Source organism: Corynebacterium sanguinis (genome assembly GCF_007641235.1).
GTDB classification, from domain to species: Bacteria; Actinomycetota; Actinomycetes; order Mycobacteriales; family Mycobacteriaceae; genus Corynebacterium; species Corynebacterium sanguinis.
Genome location: NZ_CP038157.1, coordinates 157,510 through 170,558 on the forward strand (window position 1 = coordinate 157,510; position 13,049 = coordinate 170,558).

The 13,049-nt window shown below is 64.5% G+C and carries 13 protein-coding genes and 1 pseudogene; 7 read left to right on the top strand and 7 right to left on the bottom strand.

Annotated features, from left to right (window positions below; genetic code table 11):
* Positions 1-4: 4 nt before the first annotated feature.
* The 3 genes and pseudogenes from E3227_RS00830 to panB form a co-directional block, all read left to right on the top strand.
* Positions 5-310, top strand: a pseudogene (locus E3227_RS00830) (transposase); the annotation flags it as partial.
* Positions 311-774: 464 nt separating this feature from the next.
* Positions 775-2,175, top strand: coding sequence for a GntP family permease (locus E3227_RS00840; RefSeq protein WP_144317263.1), 1,401 nt, complete (start codon positions 775-777; stop codon positions 2,173-2,175).
* Positions 2,176-2,187: 12 nt separating this feature from the next.
* Entirely contained in the window at positions 2,188-3,006 is an 819-nt protein-coding gene (gene panB / locus E3227_RS00845; protein WP_144317264.1) for a 3-methyl-2-oxobutanoate hydroxymethyltransferase, read from the top strand.
* Here the strand turns inward: panB and panC are convergent.
* On the bottom strand, positions 3,003-3,803 hold the full coding sequence (panC, locus tag E3227_RS00850) for a pantoate--beta-alanine ligase (protein WP_144317265.1): 801 nt from the start codon (positions 3,801-3,803) through the stop codon (positions 3,003-3,005). The genes panB and panC overlap by 4 nt on opposite strands.
* A gap of 40 nt (positions 3,804-3,843) precedes the next feature.
* Between panC and E3227_RS00855 the strand changes: the two genes are divergently transcribed.
* The gene (locus E3227_RS00855) at positions 3,844-4,185 is read left to right on the top strand and encodes a hypothetical protein (RefSeq protein ID WP_246062710.1); all 342 of its coding nucleotides are present in this window, start codon (positions 3,844-3,846) and stop codon (positions 4,183-4,185) included.
* Here E3227_RS00855 and E3227_RS00860 read toward each other — a convergent pair.
* Positions 4,179-5,021, bottom strand: a complete 843-nt coding sequence (locus tag E3227_RS00860) for an MBL fold metallo-hydrolase (RefSeq protein WP_144317266.1) — start codon at positions 5,019-5,021, stop codon at positions 4,179-4,181. The genes E3227_RS00855 and E3227_RS00860 overlap by 7 nt on opposite strands.
* An 80-nt stretch (positions 5,022-5,101) precedes the next feature.
* On the opposite strand from E3227_RS00860, the gene E3227_RS00865 reads away from it, so the two are divergent.
* Positions 5,102-5,950 carry a DUF1906 domain-containing protein gene (locus E3227_RS00865; RefSeq protein ID WP_136649149.1) on the top strand — a complete coding sequence of 283 codons (849 nt, stop codon included), beginning with the start codon at positions 5,102-5,104 and terminating at the stop codon, positions 5,948-5,950.
* Between the two features lie 57 nt (positions 5,951-6,007).
* On the opposite strand, the gene E3227_RS00870 is transcribed toward E3227_RS00865, so the two are convergent.
* From E3227_RS00870 to E3227_RS00890, 5 genes are all read right to left on the bottom strand, one after another.
* Complete coding sequence (locus E3227_RS00870; protein ID WP_136649150.1) at positions 6,008-7,663, bottom strand: solute symporter family protein; 1,656 nt, start codon at positions 7,661-7,663, stop codon at positions 6,008-6,010.
* Between the two features lie 5 nt (positions 7,664-7,668).
* Complete coding sequence (locus tag E3227_RS00875) at positions 7,669-7,947, bottom strand: DUF485 domain-containing protein (protein ID WP_136649151.1); 279 nt, start codon at positions 7,945-7,947, stop codon at positions 7,669-7,671.
* A 275-nt stretch (positions 7,948-8,222) separates the two neighbouring features.
* On the bottom strand, positions 8,223-9,059 hold the full coding sequence (locus E3227_RS00880) for an aldo/keto reductase (RefSeq protein WP_136649152.1): 837 nt from the start codon (positions 9,057-9,059) through the stop codon (positions 8,223-8,225).
* A gap of 19 nt (positions 9,060-9,078) precedes the next feature.
* Positions 9,079-9,438: an FKBP-type peptidyl-prolyl cis-trans isomerase gene (locus E3227_RS00885; RefSeq protein WP_136649153.1), complete on the bottom strand. Its 360-nt coding sequence runs from the start codon at positions 9,436-9,438 to the stop codon at positions 9,079-9,081.
* 19 nt (positions 9,439-9,457) lie between these two features.
* Positions 9,458-10,753, bottom strand: a complete 1,296-nt coding sequence (locus E3227_RS00890) for a citrate synthase (protein WP_136649154.1) — start codon at positions 10,751-10,753, stop codon at positions 9,458-9,460.
* Between the two features lie 208 nt (positions 10,754-10,961).
* Between E3227_RS00890 and serC the strand changes: the two genes are divergently transcribed.
* Positions 10,962-12,092: a phosphoserine transaminase gene (serC, locus tag E3227_RS00895; protein WP_136649155.1), complete on the top strand. Its 1,131-nt coding sequence runs from the start codon at positions 10,962-10,964 to the stop codon at positions 12,090-12,092.
* A 64-nt stretch (positions 12,093-12,156) separates the two neighbouring features.
* Positions 12,157-13,044 carry a septation protein SepH gene (gene sepH / locus E3227_RS00900; RefSeq protein ID WP_136649156.1) on the top strand — a complete coding sequence of 296 codons (888 nt, stop codon included), beginning with the start codon at positions 12,157-12,159 and terminating at the stop codon, positions 13,042-13,044.
* Positions 13,045-13,049: the final 5 nt, after the last annotated feature.

Here is a 13,049-nt window from a genome sequence, read left to right on the forward strand (position 1 = left end):
ACCTGCCCAATACACCTCGCTGGCGTTCACCGACGCGCTGGCAGACGCCGGACTCCAGGGCTCGATCGGCTCGGTCGGTGATGCTCTGGACAACGCGATGATGGAGTCGACGATCGGGCTGTACAAGACTGAGCTCATCGACGTCGATCCCGCACGCACATGGAGGGATGCCCGGGAGGTCGAAACGGAAACGGCCTCGTGGGTCTACTGGTACAATCACCAGCGCCTGCACTCGTCGATCGGTGACGTTCCCCCGATCGAATACGAGCAGGACTACGAGGAATTCAACACCACCCGAAAAGCCCAGTAAGGCTTTTACCCGTAGTCTCCGAAAAACTCAGGCCGATTCAAACCAAACGCTGCGGTTCTGGTGCCAACCTTCGAGAAGATGCGAGTGACGTGGATAGCAGAGCACATGAGGCACTTTGTTCCCGACACCGCAATCGCTAACGCCGCTGGTGTGAAGAGTCTGCGGAACTATGAACGATTCCGACCCGCCGAGCAATCTCTGGAGCAGTTCCGTGGTCTTATGCACCGGGCGGAGACGAAACAGGCGGGGCTTGTCGTAGTGAAATAGTTGGTCTTTTGTCTTAGACCCTGTGCCTTGGAGGTACAGGGTCGCTTTTAGGGGCGGTAGGGTGTGAGGAAAACTGAAAATTGGCAGGAGGAGCGGGTAATTGGAAGATGTTAAGTATCCAGCATCGAGGATTGTTCGAATGCCCCCTTTCCCCATTAAGCTCGGGGTGGAAATTTTTCCCGGGCTAAGGAGCACCGATGACTGGCTTGCCGCTGATGGGTGTCTTCGTCGTCGCGATCGTCGTTTTGATCCTGATGATCTCCAAGTGGAAGATCCACCCCTTCCTCTCACTTCTTTTTGTGTCGCTCGTCTTCGGCCTGATCGGCGGAATTCCGCTGCTCGACATCAAAGACGCCGACGGGGCGCTGGTCACCCCGGGTATCGCGTCGGTCATCGGCGAGGGCTTTGCGGCGACGTTTAAATCCTTCGGGCTCGTCGTCATCTTCGGCACGCTCATCGGCTTCATCCTGGAAAAGACTGGTGCGGCCTTTCAGCTTGCCGACGCCATCGTGCGCGTGATTGGCACACGTCATCCCGTCCTGGCCATCCAGCTGATGGGATGGGTTGTGAGCATCCCGGTCTTTTCCGACTCTGGATTCGTCATCCTCAATCCTGTACGCAGGGCGCTCGCCCAGCGCACAGGAGCCTCGCCGGCAACCATGGCGATCGCCCTGTCCGCTGGTCTGTTTACTTCCCACGTGTTCATCCCGCCCACGCCCGGACCGCTTGCGTCCGCGGCGAACCTCGGCCTGGAGAACAACCTGTTGCTCGTGATGGCACTCGGTACGCTCGTGTCCATCCCCGTCATGATCGCCGCCTACTTCTACTCCGTCTGGATCGGCCCGTCGCTTCACACCCCGGAGACGGAAGCGGTCCCAGACACCGACGTCGAGGCCGCCTACAACGAGCTGAAGAACTCCTACACCCGGCTGCCGTCAACGGCGTTGTCCCTCGCCCCGATCCTCGTGCCGATCCTGCTCATGGCGGCTGGGTCCATCACCTCCGCGGCGGGGCTCGGCGGCGGGTTCGGCCGCGCGATCGTGTTCGCCGGCACCCCGATGATCGCCCTCGGTATCGGTTTCCTCTTCGCCGTGCTCTTGCTGGCGGATACCCACATGATGGACCGCTTCTACACCTTCGTCGAGGACGGCCTGCGCACGGTCGGCCCGATCATCCTCATCACGGCCGCCGGCGGCGTGCTCGGACGCGTCATCTCCTCGACCGACGTGGTGGACTTCATTTCCAACAACGCGACCCAGCTGGCGAGCCTCGGACTGTTCTTCCCCTTCCTCATCTCCGCGTTGTTCAAGACAGCGCAGGGCTCGGCCACCGTCGCGATGGTCACCACGTCCAGCCTCGTCGCGCCGCTTCTGCCGACCCTGGGGTTGGAGTCCCCCGTGCAGGTCGGCCTTGCAGTGATGGCCATCTCCGCTGGCTCTCTCGTGGTCTCCCACGCCAACGACAGCCACTTCTGGGTGGTCACCAACTTCTCTAAGATGACCCCGCAGCAGGCGTACCGCTCGCAGACCGCGGTGACCGGCGTGATGGGGTGCACCGCCATGGTCTTCATCTGGATCCTTGGGCTCTTCCTAGTCTAGTGTTGAAGCCCTATGACTGGCTACCTCACCCCCACCAAGAAGGTCCGCGTTTCCGATCTCAAGGAGAAGAAGGCTCGGCGCGAGCCGTGGGCGATGCTCACCGCCTACGATTACTCCACTGCCCGCGTGTTCGCCGAGGCAGGAATCGAGTGCATGCTGGTGGGCGACTCCGCCGCCAACGTCGTCTTCGGCTACGACACCACCAACAAAGTCTCCCTCGATGAGATGGCCTACCTCGCGGCGGCGGTGGTGCGCGGCGCAGGCAACGCGCTCGTGGTGGCGGATCTGCCGTTTGGCACCTACGAGGCCAGCGACGAGCAGGCCGTGCTCAGCGCTACCGGGCTCATCCACCGCAGCGGGGCGCACATGGTCAAGCTCGAGGGCGGCGTGCGGGTCGCCTCGCGCATCCGCGCCCTGAAAAACGCGGGTCTCGCGGTCTGCGCGCACGTCGGCTTTACCCCGCAGTCGGTCGACAACCTCGGCGGGTTCAAGGTCCAGGGCCGCGACGCGGGCGCAAAGGCGCTGCGCGCGGACACCAAGGCCGTGGTGGACGCCGGCGCCGATATGGTGGTCTTCGAGATGGTCCCGGCGCAGCTCGCCGCCGAGCTGACCGAGCAGTGCCCGGTGCCCACCATCGGCATCGGCGCGGGCGCGGGGACCGATGCGCAGGTGTTGGTGTGGCACGACATGGCCGATCTTCCTGCGGGCAATCGGCGCCCGAAGTTCGTGCGCCAGTTCGGCCAGGTCGGGGCGGAGCTCGGCCAGGCCGCGGCGGCGTACAAGCAGGCCGTGCACGAGGGTTCCTTCCCCGCCGCCGAGCACAGCTTCTAGCCGACGCTCACCCGGGCGTTGTCGATCAGCCTGGTCGTGCCCACGCGCGCGGCCACCAGCAGGCGGGCGGGGCCGCTGTAGCCGGCGGGAATGTCCTGCAGGTTGGGTGTGGTTAACGCCAGGTAGTCTAGGTCGACGTCGGGGGAGGCGTCGAGAAGCAAGCGGGCTTTTTCAAAGCTGCCGGTAGCGAGCGCGCGCGAGAGGATCTCGGCGGTGCTGGCCTCATCGGCGGAGAGGTAGCGGTTGCGCGAGGACATCGCGAGGCCGGATTCTTCGCGCACGATCGGGCAGCCGTGGACGGCGACGGGAATGTTGAGGTCTTCGACCATCTGCCGGATGAGCACGAGCTGCTGATAGTCCTTCTCCCCGAAGAATGCGTCCGTGGCTCGTGTGAGCGCAAACAGCTTAGCGACGACCGTGAGCACGCCCGCGAAGTGCGTCGGGCGCGACGCACCCTCGAGGATCATCCCCGCCGGGCCCGGGTGGATCGTCGTGCGCGGGCCGGTCGGGTACATCGTGGCAACCGACGGGGCGAACACCGCGTCGACGCCCTCGCGCTCGAGCAACGCGACATCGGCGCTAAGCGTGCGCGGGTAGGCGTCGAGGTCTTCGCCCGGCGCGAACTGCAGCGGGTTGACAAAAATGCTCACCACCACCGGTGAGCCGGTTGTCTGTGCCGCGCGGACCAGCGACAGGTGCCCGTCGTGCAGCGCACCCATGGTGGGCACGAGGGCGAGCGTGCGGGGGTGGCCGATGGCGGCTTCAAGCTCTGCGGGTGTATGAACGAGTTCGGTCATGTTTGAAAAACTTATCGTGGCAGAGCAAAGGAGTCACACTATGGACACCTATCACGTCGACTACGACTGGGCGTGGGGCACAAAACGCCCGGGAGACCTGGTCACGCTGCGCGCCCACCTGGAGTTTCCCGACCCCGCCACGGCGAAGCGGGCGGTGGCGGGGTTCTTCGACAACCTCATGGCCGTCCACGGGTTCCACGGGGCCGGCGGCTGGGCGGCTGAGGAGGTCACACCCGCGCCCGGCCCGACGCAACGCGTGATCGACTTCACCGCCGGCGGCCAGGACGTTGCCGACGCCATCGGCTACGCCGCCGAGGACGCGGTCGAGCACTTCAGCGCCTTCCCGGGTGCTACCGTGCGCTGGGAGCACATGCCCTACTGAACAACGGCACCCTCGGGCGTCAAGCGCACCGATTCGAAAGCCACGGGGAAATGCACGTTTGCGTCTTGGGCGGCGAGGAACTCGCGCGACTTGGCCACGTTGTCCGCCGGAACCGGCAGCGGCTTGAGCGGCTTCGACAGTGAGTGACCGAAGTGGTCCCAGTGGACGGGGATGACCAGCTCCGGCTCCAGCTGCTCGACGGTGTGGCGCCAGTACTCGCTTCTAAAATCGTCCGACTGGCGGCCGAGCGCACCGATACCGAGGTAGACCACCCGGGCTTTGAGCCCGTCGAGAAAACCCGGGATGTAGTTCGCGCTCGGCAGGACCAATATATTGCCCTCGGGGTGGCTGAAGTGGAAGACGAAGCAGCCACCGTCTTTGAACTTCAGCGTGTGGCACGGGGAGCTGAGTCGGTCGCGGATGAAGCCTGGAGCGATGTTTCCGGGGCTGTGCGGGGCCTCGATGACGCGCACGGTGAACGCTCCGACCGCGATGTCATCGCCGTCGGCGATCAGGGCCATCTGCGAATCGGTGAGGCCCTCTCCCCTGCCGTAGTTCAGCGTCGACTCCGAGCCGTACATTGTCCCGCCCACCTTTTTAACGACGGCGGGTGCGTCCATGAGGTGGTCGTAGTGCGAGTGCGCGACAAAGAGAGCATCGAGCTTGTCGACGCCACCCCTGCCCAGCGCCGCGTCGATCTCACTGTCGCTGGGTCGAAGCCGCCCGACCACGAGGCGGGCGAGCGAGGGGCGCGTGAGGAAGGCGTCGACGAAGATGCTGGTCTCGCCGTCTGTGAGGTGCACGCTGGATGTTCCGTAGAACGTGCTGGTAATCATGTGCCCAATGTTAGCACCCAGATGGTATGTTGCAGAAGTAAATTAGTGTGATTGTTGTTGTTAGGAACCTGGAGGTTTCCATGCCCCTGAACCGTCGCCGCTTCCTCGCCACCGCGGGCCTGACCACCGCCGCGGCCATCGGGCTCTCCCCCGTCGCTAAGGCCCAGCGCACCGTGGTGGGCACCGCGCTCGACTACTCTGCGGGCGTGCCTTCGGGGCGCTCGGTCAAGGCCGCCGGCCACCTCGGTGCGGTGCGCTACGTCTCCCAGCCGCGCCCCAACGCCACCTGGATGAGGGGCAAGCCCGTCGCCCTTACAGAAACCCAGGATTTCAAGGCCAACGGCTTGGCGACGGCGTCCGTCTACCAGTTCGGCCGCGCCCAGACCGCCGACTGGCTCGGCGGGGCGGCCTCCGCGGCGATCCACGCCCCGCAGGCCATCGAACTGCACCGCGCGGCGGGCGGGCCGACGGGGCGCCCGATCTACATCGCGATTGACGACAACCCCACCCGCGCCCAGTACGACAACCAGATCCGCCCCTTCCTGCGCGCGTTCTGCACCGCGCTCAGCGTCGCGGGCTACGCCACGGGCGTCTACGGCAACTACAACACCATCGAATGGGCCGCAAACGACGGTATCGGCACCTTCTTCTGGATGCACGACTGGGGCTCCGGCGGACGCCTCCACCCGCGCGCGAACATCCACCAGGTGGCGAAGTGGCAGACCACCATCGACGGAGTGGTCTGCGACATCAACGACGTCTACACCGCCGACTGGGGCCAGTGGACACCAGGCCAGGCGGCCGCGCCGGTCGTGCAGCTTCCCAACATTCCCATCGAGCAGCTCCTGCAGAGCTCAAGCGAGATGTCCTCGCAAGGCAACGCCGCCCTGCAGCAGGCGTTGGACCAGGCCCGCGCCTTCCTGCCCTAATCAATGAAAAAATGACCCACCATATGGTGGGTCATTTTTTATTCTCAGCGCGTCTAATTAGTGGTCGACCGGGGCCTCCACACCGACGCCGGTCAGCGACCGAACTTCCATCTCGGACTGGAGGGCATCGAGGTTGTCCGGCTTGCCCACGAAGGTGCCGATGATGCCGGCCAAGAACGCCAGCGGGATCGACACGATGCCCGGGCTGGTCAGCGGGAAGATGGACCAGTCAGCGTTGGGGAACATCGCAGTCGGCGTACCCGAGACCGCGGGCGAGAGCGCGATGAGGACGAGCGCGGTGACAAGACCTGTGTACATCGAGGCGACCGCACCGGTGGTGTTGAAGCGCTTCCAGTATAGCGAGTACAAGATGGTGGGCAGGTTGGCGGACGCCGCGATGGCGAAGGCCAGCGAGACCAGGAAGGCGACGTTCTGGCTCATCGCGAGGATTCCCAGCACGATGGAGACCACACCGATGACAACCACAGTGATGCGCGAGACCCGCACCTGCTCGGCCTCCGTGGCGGTGCCGTCGCGAAGCACGGCGTCGTAGATGTCGTGGGCGACCGAGGCGGATGCGGTAATGGCCAGCCCGGCCACGACGGCCAGAACCGTCGCGAAGGCAACCGCGGAGATCAGCGCCATGAAGATGGAGCCGCCGAGCTCGAAGGCGAGCAGCGGCGCCGCCGCGTTCGCCCCGCCCGGGGCTGCCAGGATGCGGTCCGGGCCGACGAGCGCAGCTGCGCCGTAGCCGAGCACCAGGGTGAGCAGGTAGAAGGCACCGATGAGCACGATGGCCCAGGTTACGGACTTGCGCGCCTCCTTAGCGGTGGGCACGGTGTAGAAGCGCATCAGGACGTGCGGCAGGCCGGCGGTGCCGAGCACCAAGGACAGGCCGAGCGAGATGAAGTCGATCTGGCTGGTCAGTGAGGCGCCGTACTTCAGGCCCGGGGCCATGATGTCGGTGGCCTCGTAACCCTTCTCCTGAATGTACTCCGAGGCGCCGTGCGCACCAATTGCGTCGGTGAACAGGGTGTTCATACCACCGCGCACTGCGATAAAGACGAGCACGGTCATGATCGCGACACCGCTAATGAGCAGCACGGCCTTGATCATCTGCACGTAGGTGGTGCCCTTCATGCCGCCGATGAGCACGTAGGCGATCATCACGATGCCGACGATGAAGACGCACAGTGCCTGCGCCCAGAAGGTGTGCAGGTCAAGCAGTACCGAGACGAGGGAGCCTGCGCCCGCCATCTGCGCGATGAGGTAGAACAGCGAGACGAACAGCGTGCCGAAGGCCGCCGCGACGCGCACGGGCTTCTGGCGCAGGCGGAACGACAGCACGTCGGCCATGGTGAAGCGGCCCACGTTGCGCAGCGGCTCCGCGACGAGCAGCAGGGCGACTAGCCATGCGACGAAGAAGCCGATCGAGTACAGGAACCCGTCGTAGCCGGTCAGCGCGATCGAGCCGACGATGCCGAGGAAGGACGCGGCCGAGAGGTAGTCGCCCGCGATGGCGAGGCCGTTTTGCGTGCCGCTAAAAGAGGCGCCACCGGTGTAGAAGTCCGCGGACTCGGAGGTGGTCTTGCCAGCGCGGGTCACAATGAACATCGTGACGATGATGAAGACAGCGAAGATGGCAATGTTGAGCAGCGGATTGCCCACGCCTTGCGGTTGTGCGGCCTCCTGGGCCAGGTAAGTGGTGTTCATGGTGCCTAGCCCTCCATTACTTCGCGAATATGAGCCGCGCGCGGCTCAATGTTTTTGTTCGCGTACTTGACGTAGACGTACGTGATGATGAACGTGGTGATGAACTGGGCGATACCCAGCCAGATGCCCACGTTCATCCCGAGGAAGGGCTGTGCCATCGTCTGTGGGAAGAATGTCGCCACGACGACGTAGAAGATGTACCAGACGAAGAAGGCGACGGAAACCGGGAAGGTGAAGCCGCGGTAGGATTTCCGAAGCTCCTGGAACTCCTCGCTGTTTTGCATGGCGACGAACTCGTCCGGAGTCGGTTCTCTTCGGGTGGGAAATGCGGTGGATCCTTGGGATTGCGACACTGACCCATCCTTTCTGTGCTGCCTACGTGTGGAAACTAACGCTCTCACATGCGTTGGTTATAACTGGACACACAAAATTTATCGGAAGCGCCAAGCTTTTTTGCCAAGTTCGCACATCAAAATCTTCGCTGGATCAGCCCGCTACCCCCGAGAAGGTAGTTTTACTGCGGAGACTAACTGTCCCCCCGCTACCCCCGCCGCGCTCGCTAATCGACGTCCCCGGGAAACGTCAGCGGATCCCCCGACATCCTCTCTCCCGCGATCCCGTCCAACGCCGCGATCTCGGCCTCGCTCAGCGCCACATCCACGGCGCCGAGGTTCTCCACGAGGCGCTGCGGGTTGGACGTCTTCGGGATCACGGAGCAGCCATGCCGCATCAGGTGCGCGAGCACCACCTGCGCCGGCGTGGCGCCGTGCGCGTCGGCGATCGCTCCAATCTCGGGCTCGGAGAAGTTCTCACCGCGCGCCAGCGGCGCCCACGCCTCGGTGCAGATGCCATGGCTGGAGTGGAAGTCGCGCAACTCGGGCTGCGTAAAGCCCACGTGGAGTTCAACCTGATTGAGCACCGGAGTTACCCCGGTGGCGGCGATGACCTCCGAGAGCACCTCCGGGTAGAAGTTGGCTACCCCGGCGGCCTTGAGCGCCCCGCCCTCCTTGAGCCGCGCGACGCGCTCGAAGGCTTGGGCGTAGAGGCCGCGCTGCGGCCACGGCCAGTGCACGAGGTAGATGTCGATGTAGTCGAGCCCGAGACGGCGCAAGGATTCCTCGAAGGCCTCCTCCACGCGGTCCTGGTCGTCGTTCCACAGCTTCGTGGTCACGATCAGCTCGTCGCGGGTGACGTCGCCGGCCGCGATCGCATCGTTGATCGCCCGGCCGACTTCCTCTTCATTGCCGTAGAGCGCCGCGGTGTCTATGTGCCGGTAGCCCAGCTCGATCGCGGTGCGGACAATGGTTTCGGCCTCGGCGCCTACCAACTTGTAGGTGCCGAGGCCCAGGAGCGGAAGCTCAGTTCCGTTGTTCAGGGTTGTCGCAGGAATTCGCATAACCCCGATTGTGCCAAATTTAGCTGGCGTCGAGCAGATCGATGACGAACACGAGCGTGCGCCCGGACAGCGGGTGCCCGCCGCCGGCCGGCCCGTAGGCCTTCTCCGGCGGGATGGTCAGCTCGCGACGGCCGCCGACTTTCATGCCCGGGATGCCCTCCTGCCAGCCTTCGATGAGGCCTGCCAGCGGGAACTCCGCGGCCTCGCCGCGGTCCCAGGAGGAGTCGAACTCCTCGCCGGTCTCGTAGTCGACGCCCAAGTAGTGCACTCGGACGAAGCCTCCTTCAACAGCTTCGGCGCCCTCACCGACGGTGAGGTCCTCGATAACAAGGTCGACGGGTGCCGGTTCGGTCGGGAGGGAAATCGTGGGCTTTTCCATTGTTGAGACAGCTCCTTGTCTAGCGCTGGTCGCGCGGTACGAATTCGCGCTTGGTGGCGCCGGTGTAGATCTGGCGCGGGCGGTTGATCTTGGAGTTCATTGCCAGCTGCTCGCGGTAGTGAGCGATCCAGCCCGGCAGGCGGCCGATGGCGAAGAGCACCGTGAAGAAGTTCGTCGGGAAGCCCATCGCGCGGTAGATCAGGCCGGTGTAGAAGTCAACGTTCGGGTAGAGCTTGCGGGAGATGAAGTAGTCGTCGTTCAGAGCGATCTCCTCGAGCTTCATAGCGAGGTCAAGCAGCTCGTCGCCGCCGAAGTGCTCGAGCACCTCGTGAGCGGTCTCCTTCACGATCGCGGCGCGCGGGTCGTAGTTCTTGTACACGCGGTGGCCGAAGCCCATCAAGCGCACGCCCTTTTCCTTGTTCTTCACGCGGTCCATGAAGTCGGTGGCGTCGCCGTCGTGGTTGTTCTTGATGTCCTCGAGCATCTCGAGCACGGCCTGGTTAGCGCCGCCGTGAAGCGGGCCAGCCAGTGCGTTAATGCCACCGGCGATGGAGACGAACATGTTCGCCTGCGCGGAGCCGATCATGCGGACGGTGGAGGTGGAGCAGTTCTGCTCGTGGTCAGCATGCAGGATGAGCAGCTTGTCCAGCGCCTTGATCAGGACAGGGTCGACCTCATACGGCTCGGTCGGGTAGCCGAACATCATGCGCAGGAAGTTCTCTCGCGGGTTCAGGGAATTGTCCGGGTACATGTACGGCTTGCCCTTGGACGCGCGGAACGCGTACGCCGCGAGCATCGGCACCTTCGCCATGAGGCGCACGGTGGCCTTGTCCAGCTGCTCCTCGTCCAGCGGGTCAAGCTGATCCTGGTAGTAGGCGGAGAGGATGTTCACCGAGGAGGCCAGCACGGCCATCGGGTGGGCGTTGCGCGGGAAGATGTTGAACGCGGCCTTGAAGTCCTCGTCCAGGAGGGTGTGGTGGCGCAGCTCGGAGTTGAACTTGTCCAGCTCCTCGGTCGTCGGCAGCTCACCGTTGATCAGCAGGTAGGACACCTCGTTGAAGGTGGCGTTGTTGGCCAGATCAGCGATGTCGTAGCCGCGGTGGCGCAGAATGCCCTCGTCGCCGTCGATGTAGGTGATCTTCGACTCGGTGGAACCGGTGGATACGTAGCCGGGGTCGAAGGTGACCAGGCCGGTCTCGCCGAGCAGCTTGCCCAGCTCAAAGCCGTCGTTTCCCTCGGTGGCACGCTTGATTTCCATCTCGTACTCGCCACCCGGGTAGTGGAGCACGACCTTGTCGTTGTTCTCAGTAGCCACTGCAAACCTTTCCTCGTAAGAGTAGATGGGCACCCCATCGAGCCGCACGCGCGACGGTGGGAGCGTTATCAGTAAATCTTAGCAAAGCTTGTGATGCGGGCGACAGGTTTGCGTTAAATGCTTCCTCGGCACAATTCGAGCGCGTCGTGAAGTGGCCGGGGTGCTAGTATTCGACACCACGTAACACACAGAAAAGATTGAGGCACGAATGAGCAACTACCCCACCCTCCCCAGCGAACTTCTCCCAGCTGATGGCCGTTTCGGCTGTGGGCCGTCGAAGGTGCGCCCCGCCCAGCTTGACGCGCTGACTCGCGGTGCCACCTCCATCATCGGCACCTCCCACCGCCAGCTCGCGGTCAAGGACGTCGTGGGCGAGGTTCGGGAGGGTCTGAGTGAGCTCTTCAGCCTCCCCGATGGCTACGAGATTGTCCTCTCCCTCGGCGGCGCAACCGCCTTTTGGGACGCGGCCACCTTCGGCGTGATTGAGAACACGTCGGCGCACTTGAGCTTCGGCGAGTTTTCCTCCAAGTTTGCAAAGGCTGCGAAGAAGGCCCCGTGGCTGAACGACCCGCACGTGGTCGAGGCCGAGCCGGGCGACGCCCCCGACCCGCAGGCGCTTTCCGGGGTCGACGCGGACGTCGTCGCCTGGGCGCACAACGAGACGTCGACAGGCGCGAGCATCGATGTCGTGCGGCCCGCCAACACGGACGCGCTCGTGCTTATCGACGCCACCTCCGGCGCCGGGGGCCTACCGGTCGACATGTCCCAAGCCGACATCTACTACTTCTCGCCGCAGAAGAGCTTTGCCTCCGACGGCGGCCTGTGGCTGGCTGCGATGAGCCCCGCCGCGATCGAGCGCATCGAGTCGATCCACGCCTCGGGCCGCTTCATCCCCGCCTTCCTGGACCTGCAGACGGCCGTGGAGAACTCGCGCAAGAATCAGACCTACAACACCCCGGCCGTGGGGACCCTCCTCATGCTCGCCGACCAGGTGAAGTGGATGAACGACAACGGTGGCCTCGACGGCATGGTCAAGCGCACCAGCGCGAACGCCGAGGCACTCTACGGGTGGGCGGAGAATCACGAGCTGGCCACCCCCTACGTCAAGGACCCGGCGAAGCGCTCCCTCGTGGTGGGAACCGTCGACTTCGACGACGCGATCGACGCCGCCGAGCTGGCCAAGGCGCTGCGCGCGAACGGCGTCGTCGACACTGAGCCTTACCGCAAGCTGGGGCGCAACCAGCTGCGCATTGGTATGTTCCCCGCCATCGACACCTCGGATGTCGAAAAGCTCACTGGCGCGATTGATTTCCTCCTTGAGCAGGGTGTCGGGCGCTAAACCTGCTGTGGCGGCCGGATTCGTCGGTTAGGGTTTAAGGTGTCGAAGAAATAAAGGAGTTGTGATGCGTGAGCTCTACGCGGTCGCCGAGGAGTCGACCGAGACGTTCCTCGTTATGCGCGATGCCGACGGTGTGCGCTACCAGTTGGCGCGCGCGCAGCTGCACTCGCTTCACGGCCCTGCCGAGCACGACGCCGAACCCCTCGATGTTGAAGTAGTCGAAGCCGAGGTAGAGCCTTCGGACACCCCGACCTACGACTCGCTGCCGCGCGTGCCCTCCTTGCCGGACCCGGACCCGCTGTTCGCCACTCCCCTGTCGATGCGCCCGAGCGAGATCCAAGCGAAGATCCGCGCGGGTGCGACGCAAAAGGAACTGGCCGACGAAATGGGCGTTGCCGAAAGCCGCATCGAGGCCTACGCCCACCCGGTGCTGCTGGAGCGCTACCAGGTCGCCGAAGCCGCGAAGCAGTCGCACCCGCTGCGCGAGGGCGGGCCGGCCAAGCTCACGCTCTTTGAGATCCTCGCCACCGCGTTTGCCGCGCGGGGCAATTCGCTCAGCCACGCGGAGTGGGACGCAACGCGCGAACCCGGCGACGATTGGGTGGTCCACGTGCGGTGGAAGTCGGGGTTGAGCGAGAACGAGGGGCTGTGGTCGTTTAAGCGCGCCATGGGCGCCAAGGCCACGACGCAGCCACGCAACTCCGTCGCCGCCGACTTAACCGACCCCGACTTCGTGCAGCCGATTCGCTCGCTCACGGCCGTGGAGCCCGACACCCCGCAACTGCTCGAGCCGGAGGCCGGGACGGACGATTCCCCGGTGGTGGAGGGCGACTTCCTGCGCCACCCCGACGGCGACGAGCAGCCCCAGCAGCGCCGGCGCAAGGCCGTCACCCCGCACTGGGAAGACGTTCTGCTCGGAGTGAGAACGAACACGAAACGCCCCCGGAAGTAAGGACT